This window comes from Bartonella sp. AP58NXGY, assembly GCF_042195785.1.
In the GTDB taxonomy this organism is placed as follows: Bacteria; Pseudomonadota; Alphaproteobacteria; order Rhizobiales; family Rhizobiaceae; genus Bartonella.
In genome coordinates this window covers 25,473-43,598 of record NZ_JBHIOY010000002.1, presented here as the reverse complement: position 1 = coordinate 43,598, position 18,126 = coordinate 25,473, and the positions used below count along the sequence as shown (strand labels likewise).

General features: G+C 39.1%; 10 protein-coding genes and 1 pseudogene. 7 read left to right on the top strand and 4 right to left on the bottom strand.

Translation table 11 applies throughout. The features are described from left to right. Positions 1–826 precede the first annotated feature (826 nt). Positions 827–1,341 (bottom strand): annotated as a pseudogene (locus ACFINC_RS01415) (integrase arm-type DNA-binding domain-containing protein); the annotation flags it as partial. 683 nt (positions 1,342–2,024) lie between these two features. Beyond that, positions 2,025–4,220: a primosomal protein N' gene (locus ACFINC_RS01410; RefSeq protein WP_375615786.1), complete on the bottom strand. Its 2,196-nt coding sequence runs from the start codon at positions 4,218–4,220 to the stop codon at positions 2,025–2,027. Positions 4,221–6,259: 2,039 nt separating this feature from the next. Here ACFINC_RS01410 and fsa point away from each other — a divergent pair. After that, on the top strand, positions 6,260–6,913 hold the full coding sequence (gene fsa / locus ACFINC_RS01405) for a fructose-6-phosphate aldolase (protein ID WP_375615785.1): 654 nt from the start codon (positions 6,260–6,262) through the stop codon (positions 6,911–6,913). Here fsa and lptE read toward each other — a convergent pair. Both lptE and leuS read right to left on the bottom strand, forming a co-directional pair. Continuing rightward, complete coding sequence (gene lptE, locus ACFINC_RS01400) at positions 6,910–7,518, bottom strand: LPS assembly lipoprotein LptE (RefSeq protein WP_375615784.1); 609 nt, start codon at positions 7,516–7,518, stop codon at positions 6,910–6,912. The genes fsa and lptE overlap by 4 nt on opposite strands. Beyond that, complete coding sequence (gene leuS, locus ACFINC_RS01395; RefSeq protein WP_375615783.1) at positions 7,505–10,147, bottom strand: leucine--tRNA ligase; 2,643 nt, start codon at positions 10,145–10,147, stop codon at positions 7,505–7,507. Before leuS ends, lptE begins: the two co-directional genes overlap by 14 nt. A 166-nt stretch (positions 10,148–10,313) precedes the next feature. Between leuS and ACFINC_RS01390 the strand changes: the two genes are divergently transcribed. The 6 genes from ACFINC_RS01390 to ACFINC_RS01365 all read left to right on the top strand — a co-directional run bounded on the left by ACFINC_RS01390 (position 10,314) and on the right by ACFINC_RS01365 (position 18,033). Then, entirely contained in the window at positions 10,314–11,003 is a 690-nt protein-coding gene (locus ACFINC_RS01390) for a YggS family pyridoxal phosphate-dependent enzyme (RefSeq protein ID WP_375615782.1), read from the top strand. 1,051 nt (positions 11,004–12,054) lie between these two features. Continuing rightward, positions 12,055–12,342, top strand: a complete 288-nt coding sequence (locus tag ACFINC_RS01385) for a hypothetical protein (protein ID WP_375615781.1) — start codon at positions 12,055–12,057, stop codon at positions 12,340–12,342. Between the two features lie 471 nt (positions 12,343–12,813). Then, entirely contained in the window at positions 12,814–14,757 is a 1,944-nt protein-coding gene (gene acs, locus ACFINC_RS01380; RefSeq protein ID WP_375615780.1) for an acetate--CoA ligase, read from the top strand. 994 nt (positions 14,758–15,751) lie between these two features. Then, positions 15,752–16,411: a cell division ATP-binding protein FtsE gene (gene ftsE / locus ACFINC_RS01375; protein ID WP_273723097.1), complete on the top strand. Its 660-nt coding sequence runs from the start codon at positions 15,752–15,754 to the stop codon at positions 16,409–16,411. After that, positions 16,404–17,357 (top strand): cell division protein FtsX, encoded by a 954-nt coding sequence (locus ACFINC_RS01370; RefSeq protein WP_375615779.1) that lies wholly within the window; start codon positions 16,404–16,406, stop codon positions 17,355–17,357. The genes ftsE and ACFINC_RS01370 overlap by 8 nt, the downstream gene beginning before the upstream one ends. A gap of 4 nt (positions 17,358–17,361) precedes the next feature. After that, positions 17,362–18,033, top strand: coding sequence for a YdcF family protein (locus tag ACFINC_RS01365; protein ID WP_375615778.1), 672 nt, complete (start codon positions 17,362–17,364; stop codon positions 18,031–18,033). The last annotated feature ends 93 nt before the right edge of the window (positions 18,034–18,126 follow it).

Below are 18,126 nucleotides of genomic sequence, written 5' to 3'. Positions count from 1 at the left end.
GACTGCGACTGCGACTGCGACTGCGACTGCGACTGCGACTGCGACTGCGACTGCGACTGCGACTGCGACTGCGACTGCGACTGAAAAAATGTGTTATTTCAAACTCATAAGCAAGAAAAAATAACGGATATCCTTCTTAAAATTAAGAAAAATTTGATCTTTTTTCTTCAAATACCCACGCTTCTGAAAACATTTCACCAAATTATTTCCTTTTAAAAACACTTTTTAAATATACAACTTAAATATACAATGCATTGATTTATAATGATAATGCTTCTTTCTTCATACTGAATACTCCCCAACATCGTGAGATTCTCTCATTTCAAATCCTTTGATCAAAATCATTCCCTTGCTCCATTACAAATAAGGAAGATGGATAAAATGATTAAAGAAAAAAACACCTCGTATAAACGCTCTCAAGTACTAAGAGTTTTCGTAAGACTAAGAGCTAAAATAATATAATGGTGCCAACCGGTACTTTATAAATAAAGGTGGTACTCCCTAACGGCTTCTGCATTCATGAAAGCCCTTACATTATATTATTCACGGATAACATCGTAAAATGAATTCGAGCGTACTGAGAAACATTGACTTAAACAAGAAATGTAACAATACAATAATATTCTGTTTTGGTTGCTCTGCTTTGCATGAAAAACGCAACCCCATTAAAAAATGAGGGTAATAAAAGCGTGAAGAACTGGAACAGCTCCATGATAAAAAATATTGCTATGAACGCTTTTAAAAACGATAAAATCAAATAAAAAGATGGTAACGATAGACGCTCATTTTTACCTTTACGCTCCAAAATGAATCTGTGTTCTCATCAAAGGTAAAGACGATTAAGAGCTCTATAAGCAGTTCCAGCTTTTAAATGCCAAATAGGGGCAAGGGTATCGCGTATCTCTGTTTGTGTAATCTCAGAAACGGGTAGACAGCCTAATTTAGGGAGAATATGAAGGCGTAATGGTAAAAACCAACTTCCATCTTTTCCATCCCCTTTTAATTCAGCTTTACGACTTTCAAAAGTCTCTAAAGCAATGTCTTTTAAATAATGGAGATTGCTTATTGTTTCACGCTTTTGTTTTTCACGTTCTTTAATGGAGTCACGACCTTCACGTAAAACCGAACGCCACCCAGTTGCTAATTCACGTGACTGTTTTAAAGAGACATCTCGCAACGCTCCCAAGCCCATTTATGACAGCACCCATAAATGGTATAACAGTAAATCCATTGAGCACCTCCATCTTTACGCTTATGAAGTAACAAGCCGGCACCATCATTATATTTGCCAGCCCCCAATGTTGCGACAGATCTTGCATTAAGACGGTTCATAAGAGCCATTTTTAGTCCTTTCTTATACAAATTTGATACACACACTCATCCCGCTTGTGACGTGCAAGTGTGTGGTTTTGATTGATTCAAGATAAACAGATTTGAAATGAGAGAATCTTACGTTATTCAGGACTCTCATTCAATATAAATAACGATAAATTATCATTATAAATCAATGTATTGTCAAAGATAAATAAAGCAGATATAATATTTTTCACTCTAATTGGGCATAACATCAAAACGACTCGTACAGAACAAAAACATTTTATTTTCTGTTACATGCTGCTGTATGAGATTTGACTGTAAAACAACATCAAAAACACGACCTTCATTAAGCCCACACCCTTCATTTTAATATTGCGCAGACTTTAGAAAAAGCTTTATGGATCGATATCAATTTGAACCAGAACAGAACTGGGCATTTTGGAGTATACCGCTAAGCATTGCCCCCTTATCCAAAGAACATTGCTCCTAAAATAAAAAAAGCAGCAAAAACTGAAAACGATAACACCCCCGAACCAGAACCAAAGGCGCTTCTGCTCGTTTTATCACAAAGATATTTTTTCCCGTGGCTCTACTTAATGCAATGTACATATATCATATTTTGCTGCTAGGATGCTTATTCTGAATAATATAAGAGTTCAAGTAAAGCACCTTAAGCAAAGAGACCTTCACTTTATGCGATACTGGTTTTAGAAAAAACTTTGCGGATCAATATCAATTTGAACCCGAACGGAACTGGGCATTTTGGGTGTACCGCTAAGCATTGCACGTATAAACCCTTGTATATCAAAAGAACGCTGTCCTTGCAGCAAAAGCCGAAAACGATAACGCCCCCGAACCAGAGCCAAAGGCGCTTCTGCTGGTCCCATAACAGAGATATTTTTTTCCCGTGGCGCTGCTTGACGCAATGCGCGCGCATAATGTTCTGCTGCTTGGCGCTGTTGTGCCGACACAATCAAAGAGGCAAGCCGCCCATAGGGGGGCAAATGATAATGCTGACGCGCTGCAATCTCACGTGTGTAAAAATCTTCTGGCTGGCATGCAAGTAAGGCTTTGATGACCGGATGATCTGGTTGATAAGTTTGCAATAATCCTAAACTTTTCAATCCCACACGCCCTGCTCTTCCGGTAACTTGAGAAAGCAGCTGATAGGTACGTTCACTTGCGCGTAAATCGCCATTGGCAAGACCAAGATCAGCATCAATAACACCAACCAGAGAGAGCTTGGGAAAATGATGTCCTTTAGCAACCAGCTGTGTTCCAATAATAATGTCCACATCGCCATTGGCAATGGCTTGTAATTCGCTTCGCAACTGCCCAATCCCTCCTTTGAGATCTGTTGAAAGGATCAATGATCGCGCTTGAGGAAAAAGCATTTGTGTTTCTTCGGCAATTCTTTCCACACCTGGTCCGCAAGCCACAAGATGATCTAAGGTTCCGCATTCAGGACAGGCTTCAGGAAGTGGTTCATGATATCCACAATGATGACATTTCAGTTGCCCTTGCGCACGATGTTCTACCAACCAACTTGAACAATCGGTACAATGAAAACGATGTCCGCAAATTCGGCATAAAGTCAAAGGTGCATAACCACGACGATTAAGAAAAAGAAGAGCTTGTTCGCCCTTATCAAGCGTTTGTTTTAAAGCCCTTTCAAGAGCAAAGGAAATAAAGCGCCCCTTTTGCACCCCCCCTTGGCGCATATCAACCACCCGCAACTGTGGAAGTGCAACTTCTTTAAAACGGGAAGGTAAATGCACCTTTTGATAACGCCCTTTTAAAACATTGGCTTGGCTTTCAATCGACGGTGTGGCTGAAGATAAAATAACAGGAAAACACTCAAAAGAGCCTCGTGCAACAGCCATATCACGCGCATGATAAAAAATGCGCTCTTCTTGTTTATAAGCGCTATCATGTTCTTCATCGACAACAATCAAGCCAAGCTTAGGAAAGGGAAGAAAAAGCGCCGAACGAGCCCCAGCCACAACACGCACCCGCCCTTCTGCGACTTGCCGCCAGACGCGTTCTCTACGACGTGGCGTCAAATCAGAATGCCATTCTGCTGCCGCAGCGCCAAAGCGCGCATAAAAACGATCTAAAAACTGCTGAGTTAAAGCAATTTCCGGCAATAAAATTAAAACCTGCTTGCCCCCTTTGAAAGCTTGAGCAACCGCTTCAAAATAAACCTCTGTCTTTCCAGATCCAGTCACACCATCAAGCAAAAAAACTTGAAACTGAGAAGATAAAACACCTTCCCGCAATAATGTTGCTGCTTCATTTTGTGCTCCCTGTAACTGAGGGGGACAAAAATCAGGATCAGGCATTTCCACAAGGTCAGGAGCAGGGACCATAACATCTTCGAAAACCCCTAGAGCTTTTAAACCTTCAACAACAGAAACCGAAGTTCCAGCCGCATGTGCCAGACCAGAACGTGTCCATATCTTCTCATTACGCACCAATTCCAAAACCCGTGACCGCGCTGGTGTGAGACGTTCTACATTTCCACCACAATATCGCAACCCCAGCATCTGCGCTTCCGGCTCTAAAGCAGCCGGTACAGACAAAACCAATCGCGCTACAAGACCAAAAGGTGCCATTGTATAGCGACTAACAAAACGCAAAAATGTGATCATTTCTGTCTTTAATGGGGGGCAATCAAAAACATGAAGAAGAAAGCGTAATTTTTCACGCGCCACAGGAGCGGTCCCTTGCCCATCGGCTATCTTCTCTCCAACATCCACAACAAAACCGCAAAGTTCACGCCCCATTACCGGAACCCGAACAAAAGAACCAACGTTCACCTCCATAGAAGATGGAACTTTATAACTATAAGCGTGAGCAACAGGAAGAGGAACCAATACGGATACAATCTTTTCCTCTATCATGTTTGAATTCATCTTTTAAACCAATCTACGACCTATTGAGCACCAACAAGTCTACACCTTATCTTTAAACACTCTTATAAAATTCATTGCAGGATTCAATCCCCCCGATCACAACACTTTTTTAACAAAAATTCTTTTTAACACGCATTCCATCACCAAAGTACCAATAAAAGGACCAATCTCATCGTCTATAACAAAAAACTCTATAGCAAAAAAACAGTACCATTCTTCTGTGCAAATAAAGCGCATCATTATTAAGCATTCAACATGAGATCGTAAGTGCGTCCTTCAACAAAGCGATCCCATAGTATGACTTTTTTCCAACGCACACTTTTATTTTTTACTGCCTCATATCTCAATTTATCTTCAACAGACTGATTTATAAAGATATAATCATCATTTTACCTATTGTAATAAAAAAAACTCAATACGATGAATTTTTCTCATTTCAAACCCATCGAGGAACATTTGTAAATCCTTAGTGATGAAAGAGTATCCCATGATTTTAATTATAAGGAGAATAATATTGCAAATGGAGCCGTTACAATATTTACCTTGGCTTCATGCCAAAGCGTGAAAACACGTGCGTACATCTTTCAGTTTGATTGAGAATCAAGCAACAATACAAGCAATAATCCGGTACCAACACACACCTTGCCAGCTCGTGGATGTTGCAACAAGCCCCTTGGCACTTAAAATGATTCATAAAAGGTATTTTCTCTTCTTTCTTGGACAGTTTCACTCTCCACGGCTCTTCCCGTTTGTCACCTGCAAGAAAATGATTTTTATTGATTCAACATCAAACAGGTTTAGAATGAGAAAATCTACGATATTCGGGGTTCTCATTCAACATACAAAAAGTGAATTATCTTTATAAGTCAATGCAATGCAGTACAAAAGTATAGGGTTAAAAAATTGTTTATACAGATTTTTATTGTCAAAAGATCTTTCCAATGAAATTTCTAAGACATTAAACGCTATTTTAGCCCATTTTTCTCATCATCTTATGGAACTTCCAATGATCATAAGTCAGGGTCCTCGCCACATTTCAAAAATGAAGATTCTTAACCCCGCCGATCTATAAATAATGTCCTGTACATAATGTTTTGTAAATAATCCTGCTTCCTAAACGGACTTACAACCTCTTTATGTGGTTCATATCTCCCTCCTAAAGTAAGCTAATTTATAAGATACAGCTCCTTTCTCTAAATATTTATCAAACTCTCATACAAATCCACGCCCTTTTCGCAACGCAAACCATGAATAGTATAATGATAAATCCACTGATCACCACCATCTTTACACCTCACAAAAGAGTAAACCAGCACCATCACACACCTTGCCAGCTCATGGATGTTGCAACAAACCCCTTGGCACTTGAAACGATTCATAAGAAACATCTTGAGTACTTTCTGAAATACTTATTCCCCACATTCCTGCCCCTCTTATGACGTGCAAAAAAATGATTTTAATTGATTCAATATAAAGCAAAATACGTGATGAGAAAATCTTTCTGTCTTTGGCATTATAATTCAAGTTAAACAATTATTTATCATTATAAATCAATATTTTGACCATATAAAATACTTCATGCGTAAAATTTTACATGCCTTCTTCAATGGTGTTTTATTACGACACAATGAATCCATTCGCTTACACGTGAAAGAAAATTAAACGTAAACCACGTGAAAAAGAAAGACATCTTATGAACACTCTCAAATATCAAGAGCAATCGCAAATAGGAAATGAGCAAAGTGTGTGATAATGCTAGCTTATTTTCATAAGTATAAAAATACCGCTCCGCAAAGATGCCAATACGCAAAAATGTTTGTACGCAATGAATTCTATGTCTTATTAAGAACAATGCTATGAAATAGGTGTGAAAACAATAAGTAATATTTATTTACCGAAAACGAGTATATGATTAACACCATAGCATTCTTGTTCTTTACACAGATATTAATTCTTTCTCTTGCTTTTGCAGTCAACAATAGCGCATAACAAAAAATAGGATAAAAGCTAAAAAGAAGAGGTTAGATATGAAATTTTTTGTGGATAGCGCCAATATTGAAGAAATTCAAGAGTTACAGAATTTAAGCCTTGTTGATGGTGTTACCACCAATCCCTCTCTTATCCTAAAATCGGGACGCAATATTCTTGATGTTACAAAAGAAATTTGCGCCCTTGTTCGTGGACCTGTTTCTGCTGAAGTTGCAGCAACTCAATTTGAAGACATGATGAAAGAAGCGGCTGTTTTAGCAAAGGTTGCCGACAATATTTGTATCAAGCTTCCTTTAACACTTGATGGATTAAAAGCCTGTAAAGCCCTCACAGCAGCAGGACTAAAAACAAATCTCACCCTTTGTTTTTCTGCCAATCAAGCCTTATTAGCAGCCAAAGCAGGCGCGACATTCGTTTCACCTTTTATTGGGAGACTTGATGATTGCGGAAATAATGGAAGTGAACTGCTTCATGAAATACGCACAATTTATGATAACTATAACTTTGAAACACAAATCTTGGCCGCTTCAATCCGCACCGTTAATCATGTCAAAGAAGCAGCGCTCAGTGGTGCGGACGTTGCAACAGTTCCACCAGCAATCTTAAAAGCCCTGGTCAAACACCCTCTCACTGATAAAGGGTTGCAAATATTTCTCGATGACTGGAAAAAAACAGGACAAAATATTGCTTAATATTTAGAATTTTTATTGGAAAGATCTTTTGAAAGTAACAAAAAGATCTGTTCAGCCAACTCTTCCGCAACACGTTTTTTTGCATCTTCTTCTGCTTGCAGCGTTGCATATTCTTGACGAAGGCGTTCAAAAGATGCATTCATCATTGCTGTTCCTTTTGCAACAAGAGTATTTTTCATATCCTGCAAAGTGTAAGAAGCTCTGCTCATAACAGTTCCAACAGAAGGTCGTCCCTTTCTCTTTTTCTCGAAATCAACCTCTATCTGCATCGATTCTCTGGTAAAGACGGATATCTGCAATGCCAATTGATAAGCAGGTAGAGAAGGTTTAGCACCATTTCCATACAAAAGAAATAGCAGATGATTGCGCACCATTTGTCCAAAACGATCCGAAGGTTCTTCCACAACAATAGAAGCAAGCTTTTGCGCTAATCCCAAAGAAGCTTGTCCAGAAGGGTGCCCAGAAGAAGAATTCCCATAAGAAGCAGAATCCATCGCCATTGAACTCTGCAATTCTTGACGGTAAAGCGGCTCAACTTTGCATCCACACAACAGTGTGAATACACCAGCTAAAACGAAAAGAATAAAACTTTTAAAGAACGACATTCACAATCCTTTTTGGAACAACAATGATTTTTTTCACGGGCTTTTCAATCAGCTGCGCCTTTACAAAATCTAACGCCAAAACCGCTTCTTTAATCATCACCTCATCAGCAGTTGCTGCAACGCTCACCTCACCGCGTTTTTTACCATTAATTTGTACTGGCAAAGTATAGCATTCCGCAACGGTTAACGTACGATCATAAACAGGCCAAGAAAGCGCAGATATTAAACTTTTTCCCCCTAAAGCAGCATGACATTCTTCTGCTAAATGGGGCATCATTGGTGCAATCATAGCAAGAAAAAAATCCATGGCTTGACGTAAAGAAGCTTTCATTTCATCGTCAACACTTTCTATCCTATTTAACAACGGCGCCATAATATTCAAGAATTCATAAAGGCGTGCAATAGCCCGATTAAAAGCGAATTTTTCCAAATCATCTTCTACAGCGTGGAGCGTGCGATGTGCGACCTTTGAGAGTTCCAAAGCCGCTCCCTGATGCCCTGCACAAGGCGCCACATCCTTTAAAATAGAAGCACTCACAGCCACATGGCGCCAAACACGCTGTACAAAACGATGTGCACCTTCAACACCAGATTCTGTCCAAATGACATCCCGCTCGGGAGGAGAATCTGACAACACAAACCAACGCACAGTATCAGCGCCATAAGATGCAATAATATCGTCAGGATCAACAACATTCTTTTTTGATTTTGACATTTTCTCAATCAAACCAATCGTCACTTCACTTTGATCGGTTAATTTATAAGCACACCGCTTTCCATCTTTTTCAACAATGGAAATTTCTGCTGGAGAAACCCACCCTTGATCATCTCGATAGGTTTCATGCACCACCATACCTTGGGTAAAAAGCCCCTTAAAAGGCTCATCGACCGTCACATGACCGACCAATTTCATGGCACGCATAAAAAAGCGCGCATAAAGAAGATGCAAAATCGCGTGCTCAATTCCACCAATATATTGTTGCACAGGCAACCATTCAGCTGTTGCTTGTTTATCAACAGGTTCTGATGTAAAAGGAGCCGTAAAGCGTGCATAATACCAAGAAGAGTCAACAAATGTGTCCATGGTATCGGTTTCGCGTTTGGCCGGTTGACCACAGGAAGGACAAGTAACATTCTGCCATGTTTCATGTCGTGCAAGAGGATTGCCCGGTTGATCAAAAGTAACATCATCAGGCAACACAACCGGTAAATTGGCACGTGGAACAGGGACAACCCCACAAGTTGTACAATGGATCATCGGAATGGGACACCCCCAATAACGTTGACGTGAAATCCCCCAATCACGCAAACGAAATTGCACTGTTTTCTTCCCTTGCGGTTGCCCATTGAGCATTTGTTTTTCAAGCTTTTTAGCAGCTTCTTCAAAAGCTTGTCGGGGTGTCAAACCATCCAAAAAACTGGAATTGATCATCACCCCATCACCCGTATAAGGTGTTTCAGGTGTGACAAAATCTTCTGCTTGCTCTCCTTTTGGCAAAACCACGGGTTTTATTGGAAGATCATATTTACGCGCAAAATCGAAATCTCTCTGATCATGAGCAGGACAACCAAAAACAACCCCTGTTCCATAGTCCATAAGCACAAAATTCGCGATATAAACAGGAATATGTACTGTTGAATCGAAAGGATGAACTGCCAAAAGGGGCGTGAGAAACCCTTGTTTTTCAGCTGTTTCAAGTGCTGCCGTTGTCGTTCCACCACACCGACAATTTTCAATAAAAGCACTCAACGCTTTGTCTTTTTTTGCCAAAGCTTGTGCAATAGGATGATCAACAGACAAAGCCAAAAAGGAGGCACCAAACAGTGTATCAGGACGCGTTGAATAACAAACAACCTCATCAAATTTCTCACAAACATCATCAGCATCACCCGCCGACTTTAAAGCCCAACGAATCAGCAAACCTTGTGATTTTCCAATCCAGTTTTTTTGCATGGTGCGAACTTTTTCCGGCCATTGGTTCAGCTCTTCAAGCCCTGCCAAGAGATCTTCACTAAAGTCGCTAATTTTGAAAAACCACTGCGTCAATTCCCGCTGTTCAACCAACGCACCAGAACGCCATCCCCGTCCATCAACCACCTGTTCATTAGCCAAAACAGTATGATCAACGGGGTCCCAATTCACCTTAGCCACTTTACGCGCAACCAACCCCTTTTGATAAAAATCAAGAAACAGCATTTGCTGGCGGTGGTAATATTCCACATCACAAGTCGCAAATTCCCGAGTCCAATCTATCGAGAGCCCTAATTGTTTTAATTGCCCACGCATCACCGCAATATTTTGATAAGTCCAAGTTTTAGGGTGCACTTTATTTTGCATAGCAGCATTTTCAGCCGGCATCCCAAAAGCGTCCCACCCCATAGGATGAAGCACATTAAACCCCTTTGCGCGTTTATAGCGTGCCACCACATCCCCCATGGCATAATTGCGCACATGCCCCATGTGAATGCGCCCAGAAGGGTAAGGAAACATCTCTAAAACATAATATTTTTCACGAGCATCTTCTTGGACAGTCTGAAAAATTTTCTTTTCATCCCAAATTTTTTGCCATTTTTTTTCTCTCGCACGTGGATTATAGCGTTCGCCTATCTTATAATGCTCAATCGTCATTCCCATTATACTCTTTTAATAAAACTGAACCAAAAAACTTGTTTTATTATGCTTGACCATGGATTAACCTCATCGTCAACATTTTCGTGAAATATTTCCCTAAGTATTTTATAAAACTTTAAAAAAAACGACCAACTCTTGAACAAAAACGGTAAAGCACAAAAACATGAATACACAAACACCCCTCGATACCCCTTCCATTGAAGCATGGCAAAACCTTCAAAAAGACATTGCTGAAACATGTCAAGAGTTACAACGCCCCGTAGAAGAAATTGAACTTATCGCGGTTTCAAAAACTGTTTCTGCCACTGATATACGTCCCTTTTTGCAAGCAGGACAATCTTTGTTTGCAGAAAACCGCGTACAAGAAGCAGCACAAAAATGGCCTGCTTTACGTCAACAATTTGAAAATATTAAACTCCATCTCATCGGTCCCCTACAATCAAATAAAGCTGCTGAAGCTGTCAAAATTTTTGATGTTATTCAAACGGTTGATCGTGAAAAAATAGCCAAAGTTTTGATGGACGAAATGCAAAAGCAAAAAAAGCATCTTCCCTGCTATGTTCAAGTCAACATTGGGTTAGAACCGCAAAAAAGTGGTGTTGCACCCCAAGAAGTGATCCCTTTTGTTTCTCAATGCAAAAACAACTATGGACTCGATATCATCGGACTTATGGGCATCCCCCCTGTCGACGAAAACCCCGGTCCCTATTTCGCTCTTCTAGCAAAATTAGCAAAACAAGCAGGTCTTCCAAAGCTTTCCATGGGCATGTCCAGTGATTTCAAAACCGCTCTACAGTTTGGCTCTAATGTCCTTCGCATTGGCTCCGCTTTATTTGGAAAACGCCCTGTGTAAAGCAATTTCCCCTCATATAAATTCATTCCCCCTTATATAAATCCCCATTGAAAATTCTACGAACAAGCCAAAAACAGCAGAAATGAGAAAAAATATTTCCTTCAATATCAATAAAAATCAATAAAAGAGCAATTCTAGCAAAAAAGCTGGTCTTCTCAAAATTCTCACCGGCACATCCACAACACGTACAATAGATTTAAGATAGCATTGCAATTTGGCTCTCATATTCTCGCACATTGGTTCTACTTCACCTCCCCTCTGACCGCCTCTCCAGCAAAAGCAACGTAAAAAATAAATCCTTATATAAAGGCAAAATGATAAGAGAGGCGTTGCGCATGAATGAAAAAACTATCGCGAAATAAATAATTGCAAAAGAATATTCAATACGATTATCGCAATGATTTTCATTAAAAACCACGAATTCTCTTAACTTCCCCAACACGCGTAAACAATTTCCCCACATGCCAATGGTGTAAAGCAGATAAAAAAAGCTTATGGCTGCATAATACAGTAACAAAACTCTTTCATGTAAGTCACTTGAGCAAAATAAACATCTTAAATGCTCAATAGAGCACCAAGAACCGCGCTAAACAACATGAATAGCAATCTATAAGGTCAACGATAGCATAGAGGCTTTCTATGCTCTACAAAGCGTAAATACAGTCAATATCCGCTTGAAAAATAAAAGAACGAATCCCATGCATGTGCGCATAATACATGCACGCAAAACAATGGCAATGAGACCGATTTCAATAACGATATTCCTCTATCATTATTCCTTTATCATTCTCATAAACAAAGAGAAAAACTTCAACTTTTCATATGCGCAATTTTTCTAAATTTAAACTTTAATTAAGAAAAACATGGTGTCATTATTTATATTTTAAAAATTTATAAGTAATATTATTATCTTCTTAAGAAGAATATTTCACATATAAAAAAGTATTAATATAATATAGTTATTATTTATACAGTATTTTTATTAATATTTTTAAAGTTTATATTTATAATTTCTCTAAAAATACGTGATAGACATTTGAAGTGTATCATTATGATTAATATTTTTAATGTAGATAATATTAGGAATATTAAACTGAAACATTTTGGTTCAGGTTTAACTTATACGATACATGATTCAACACCTATCATTTATGGAAATACATGTAGTACTAATGATTTTATGTCTCACATAGACGCAGGGGGGTTACATGGAGCTTTTGATGGAGGAATAGGCGGAGCAATTCTAGGTGGTATAACTGGAAGATCAGCGGATGCATTTACAGGTGGACTCTTAGGCGCCGCAGGTGGATTCTTAGCAGATGGTCTTTGGGCTTTATAGAAAAAGGTCGTGAGTGTTGGTTCTAATTTATAGAGAATAGCGACAAAGATATCTCTGAACTTAATAGTTTTGTAAGTATATTTGAAAGAATATACCAAAGTTAAATATCTACATCTTTGGATAAAATATTTTTCAGGGATATCTATTGCGGATCACCTCTTATAATCAGGATTGTGTTATTATGAAATCATAAGACTGTTTTGCATTCTCATTCCCTCTCCCTTTTTATAGGGTATTTTTTAATATCTTTATGCTTTTATAAAAAGCTCTTTACTACAATAGGTTCTGCCACATTTGAATATCCTAAAAGCATAAAATACTCTCTTAAAGACAAACGTATCAGATTTAAAAATTGACTATTCTAATCTTTGTCATTTAGTCTACCCTCACAATGAAAAGCTTTTGGGAAAACGCGACCATAAATATAAAAATACAATGGCTGATTTTTTCAAACAATAAACAGAGGGAAACATGACCGAAAAAACTTATCCAATATCAGAAGAGATCAAAAAAAATACTTTACTCGATGAGGAAACTTATCAACAATGGTATCGAGAAAGCATTAATGATCCAGAAAGCTTTTGGGCAAAACATGGTCAACGCATTGAATGGTTTAAACCTTTTACAAAAGTAAAAAACACTTCTTTTAACGGAGATGTCTCCATTCAATGGTACGAAGATGGAATAACAAATGTTGCCTATAATTGCATTGATCGCCACCTGAAAACCCATGGAGACAAAATCGCGTTCATTTGGGAAGGAGATAATCCTTATCATGATAAAAAAATAACCTATAACGAGCTTTATGAACATGTTTGTCGTTTTGCCAATCTTTTGAAAAGTCGTGGCATTAAGAAAGGCGATAAAGTAACCATTTATCTTCCTATGATTCCCGAAGCAGCCTATGCCATGCTCGCCTGCGCCCGCATTGGTGCTATTCATTCGGTTATTTTTGCAGGCTTTTCTGCTGAAGCAATAGCAGGACGTCTTGTTGACTGTGAATCAACCTTTATGATTACTGCTGATCACGGCTTGCGTGGCGGCAAACGGATTAACTTAAAAGACAACGTTGATCATGCCATTGAGATAGCAGCACGCCAAAATGTGCATGTGGACCAAGTCATGGTTATACGGCGAACTTGTGGACCCATTCAATGGGTAGAGGGGCGTGATTTTTGGTACCACGAAGAAATAGCTCATGCCAAAACAGACTGCCCACCAGAACCAATGAATGCTGAAGATCCACTTTTTATTCTTTATACTTCAGGCTCCACCGGCAAACCTAAAGGTGTTTTGCATACCACAGCAGGCTATCTTGTTTTTGCCGCAATGACACATCAATACGTTTTTGATTACCACCCCGATGAAGTTTACTGGTGTACAGCTGATATTGGTTGGATAACTGGTCATTCTTACTTGGTTTATGGACCTTTATGCAATGGTGCGACCACTTTAATGTTTGAAGGCACACCAACCTTTCCTGACAAAGGAAGATTTTGGCAAATTGTCGACAAGCATCAAGTCAATACACTCTATACCGCACCAACAGCTATCCGCGCCTTAATGGGAGCAGGAAATTCGTTTGTTGAACACTCAGACAGAACATCGTTGCGTCTTTTAGGCACAGTAGGAGAACCTATTAACCCAGAAGCATGGGAATGGTTTTATCATATAATTGGAAATGACCGTTGTCCGATTCTCGATACATGGTGGCAAACAGAAACAGGGGGGCATATGATCACGCCCCTGCCCGGTGCAACCCCCCTCAAAGCAGGATCGGCCACACGTCCTTTCTTTGGTGTTCAACCCCAAATTGTTGATGCCCAAGGCAATGTTTTAGAAGGTGAAGCAGAAGGCAATCTTTGTATCAGTGATTCATGGCCCGGACAAATGCGCACACTTTATAAGAATCATGAACGCTTTATTCAAACTTATTTTTCCTCCTATAAAGGAAAATATTTTTCAGGCGATAGCTGTAAGCGCGATAGTGACGGCTATTATTGGATCACAGGACGGGTTGATGACATACTCAATGTCTCGGGGCACAGGTTAGGAACCGCTGAAATTGAATCAGCCCTTGTTTCTCATCCCTCTGTATCAGAAGCAGCTATTGTGGGTTACCCGCATCCCATTAAAGGACAAGGAATTTATAGTTTTGTGACCCTCATGGAAGGAACAGCGCCAAGTGAAGAATTGCAAAAAGACCTTATCAAGCATGTGAGACAAGAAATAGGTTCTATTGCCATATTGGATAAAATTCAGTTTGCTCCGCAGCTTCCCAAAACACGATCAGGGAAAATTATGAGACGTATTTTACGAAAAATCGCTGAAAACGATTTTGATACTCTCGGAGATATTTCAACCCTTGCCGAACCACAAGTTGTTGAAGATCTGATTGCCAACCGACAAAATTAAAGAAACCATGGTTTAATGCACAATACCACCGGTAAGCTTTAGCCTTTTACTGAAATAAACCTAGCATTTTTGCTAAAGCTACCGGTAAACATCCAAACCAGCACCACTATTCTGTTTGCAACCCAAAATATTGCCACCACTCTTATAATATAATCCTTAGACAAGATATTGATTTATAATGATAATTCACTGTTTTGTATGTTGAATGAGAGTCTCGAATAACGTAGGATTCTCTCATTTCAAAGCTGTTTATCTTGAATCAATCAAAACCACTCATTTGCATATAACAAGTAGAATGAGTGTGTGGATCAAATTTGTATAAAAAAGGAATAAAATAGCTTTTATGAACCGTCTTAATGCAAGATCTGTCGCAACATTGGGGAGCTGGCAAATATAATGATGGTGCCAGCTTGTTACTTCATAAGAGATATATTTAAACTTCAGATGTTTTTATCCACACACACACATTTCAAGTCGCAAACGAATGCCATAAAAAACTTACCATAAGTAGTAAATTTTACTGTCGGTAAAACTTTTTTATCAATTTATCAAATTGTAAAATGATAAACTATTCTTATAAATCAATCTATTTCAGCAAAAGAAAAAACAATAAACAGACTTTCAAAGTCTTTGAAAAAAATAGTTTTTTCCATAACCAATAAAAAACAAACTAAAGATTAAAATTATAAAAGATGCGCTTTAACGCACATTAAAGCGAAAAAAGCACAAGCCCCATCAACCACAAAACGAGTAAGATCAAGATCAAATCGAAAAACAGGTAAAGCAGTTCTTATGTTTCTGCTAGAAACGCCTTGGAATTCCTGCTAAAATCATAAATAAAGATAAAATAAAGCAATATAAGAGATTTTTACAAACAATACTTCTCAAGCACAAATTAAGAAATATTGGAGGCTGTGAAGCATGAATAAGATATAAAAATAGGAGCAAAAGTTCTGAAAGTAATACACTATAAAAACGGAAGTGGTAACGAAAAGTGATTCATTTTGAAAATGTCGGCCTACGCTATGGAATGGGCCCTGAGGTCCTTCGTGATATTAGCTTTCATATTCCTCCTGGATCATTTCAATTTCTCACAGGTGCCTCTGGAGCAGGGAAAACGTCGTTGATGCGTCTTATGTTTTTGGCACTCAAACCCACCCGCGGTCATATTGATCTCTTTGGAACAGACACAGCATTACTCAAACGACAAGAGCTTCCAGCACTACGACAACGTATCGGTGTAGTTTTTCAAGATTTTCGTTTACTCGACCACATGACCACTTATGAAAATGTTTCCTTACCTTTACGCATTAAAGGACAAGAAGAAGCAACCTATCGCAGTGAAGTGGAAGATCTTCTCTGTTGGGTAGGTCTTGGAGATCATATTCATGTTTTACCACCAGTTCTTTCCGGCGGAGAAAAACAAAGGGTAGCCATTGCACGCGCGCTCATTGATCAACCTGAAATTCTGCTGGCCGATGAACCCACCGGAAATGTCGACCCCCCCTTGGCAAAACGCCTCCTCCGTTTGTTTATTGAATTAAATCGTTTTGGAACAGCTGTTATCATTGCCACCCATGATATCGCCTTAATGGAACAAGTTGCAGCACGGCGTATGCTTCTCCATAATGGACGGATGACGATTCATGAATAAATCTTTCCCCATTTTTACAAGCAATAAAAAAAACACAACGGCGATTATTCCCAGTAGTAATATTTCTGGGAAAGCGCTGGTTGCAGTGATTGCAATTATGACATTTCTCTCAAGTCTCACCTTAATTGGTGTTGATTTAGTCCAACGTGCCGCCCAAAATTGGAGTAATCAAATTAGCTATGAAGCAACAATACAAATACGCCCCGTTGACAATGTTGATATCAACAAAGCACTCCATGATGCTGTACAATTGGTTAAAACATTTTCCGGTGTCCAAGATGCGAAAATTGTTGACCAAAAAGCTACAGAAAAGTTACTGGAGCCATGGCTTGGAACAGGTTTTAATTTCAATGAACTGCCTCTTCCCCGCCTTATCATTGTCACCCTAAAGGGGAATGAAACAATCAATTTTGCAGCCATTAATCACGCCATTAAAACCCAAATTCCAGGAGGTCAATTTGATGATCACCGTGTTTGGGTTCATCGTTTTGTGAAAATGGCACACACAACTGTTTTCATGGGTTTTTCAATTTTAGCATTGGTTCTAGGCTCTCTTATCCTCACCATCATTTTTGCTACCCGCAATGCATTGGCAGAAAATGCACATATTATCAATGTGTTATATTTCCTTGGTACTGAAACTCTTTTCATTGCTCGCCAATTTGACTGGCATTTTTTTAAAACTGCGCTGCGTGGTGCTTTATATGGTGGTCTCACAAGCATATTTCTGTTTTCAGCCTTTTGTTTCTGGACGAATTATAACTTGGGAAGAGTAGAAGCTAGCCAAGTAACAGCTTTATTTGGACATATTTCCATACGTTCCATCCCCTATGGAAAAATCATTCTCCTTATTATTTTCGTTTCTTTTCTCACCACCCTTACAAATCGCATGACTATTTTAGCGCAACTGAAAAAAATCGATCAATGTGAAAACGGTTTATTTTAATTTTATGACTCACCACTCCTATCATTCCAACTCATTGACGCAAAATAATTTAGAACGTCCTCTTCCACAACGGCCTCACTACAGTTGGTCTCCATGCCTCTTATTTCGTTATTTTCCACCAACGACCCTTACTCTTTCAATCATTGTTTTCATTTTCTGGGGTGGTTTTATTGTTTTTTCTGAAAAAACCGAACGACTTTATCCCCCAAAGCCTCTCCCCAAAGCCGATGCCATTATCGTGCTTACAGGTGGAGACAACCGAATAGAGACAGGACTCCATCTTTTACAAAAGGGGCTTGGTTCACGTCTCCTCATCAGTGGCGTAAACACCACAACCAATCTGAAAAGTCTCATGCATAACATGCATATTACCCCACGGCTTATCTCCTGTTGTATTGACATCGGGCATCAAGCGATTAACACCAGAGGAAATGCTAAAGAAAGCGCCGATTGGATCAAAAAACACCACTATAAAACCCTTTATATTGTCACCCATGATTACCATGTGTGGCGCTCGATGCGTGAACTTAAATATTTAATGCCTGATATCCACTTCATTGCCTATCCTGTTAAAAAGAGCAATGCTGAAAGCACAATACAACAGATCAATCAAATCCGCATTCTTATATTCCAATATATTAAAACACTCCAAGTCTATATCAGAACTGCCTTCTAATCTTTATCCTTCTGACTTTTTAAAAAACTTGCCCCCTACTGACCGATTCATAGCGTTTTGTCTTTTCACTTCCACACAGGTTTCCTCCATAAG

Bases quoted from the DNA above. Each gene is read 5' to 3' on its own strand.
- ACFINC_RS01410 (WP_375615786.1), bottom strand. From the start codon at position 4,220: ATGATAGAGGAAAAGATTGTATCCGTATTGGTTCCTCTTCCTGTTGCT.
- fsa (WP_375615785.1), top strand. From the start codon at position 6,260: ATGAAATTTTTTGTGGATAGCGCCAATATTGAAGAAATTCAAGAGTTA.
- lptE (WP_375615784.1), bottom strand. From the start codon at position 7,518: ATGTCGTTCTTTAAAAGTTTTATTCTTTTCGTTTTAGCTGGTGTATTC.
- leuS (WP_375615783.1), bottom strand. From the start codon at position 10,147: ATGACGATTGAGCATTATAAGATAGGCGAACGCTATAATCCACGTGCG.
- ACFINC_RS01390 (WP_375615782.1), top strand. From the start codon at position 10,314: ATGAATACACAAACACCCCTCGATACCCCTTCCATTGAAGCATGGCAA.
- ACFINC_RS01385 (WP_375615781.1), top strand. From the start codon at position 12,055: ATGATTAATATTTTTAATGTAGATAATATTAGGAATATTAAACTGAAA.
- acs (WP_375615780.1), top strand. From the start codon at position 12,814: ATGACCGAAAAAACTTATCCAATATCAGAAGAGATCAAAAAAAATACT.
- ACFINC_RS01370 (WP_375615779.1), top strand. From the start codon at position 16,404: ATGAATAAATCTTTCCCCATTTTTACAAGCAATAAAAAAAACACAACG.
- ACFINC_RS01365 (WP_375615778.1), top strand. From the start codon at position 17,362: ATGACTCACCACTCCTATCATTCCAACTCATTGACGCAAAATAATTTA.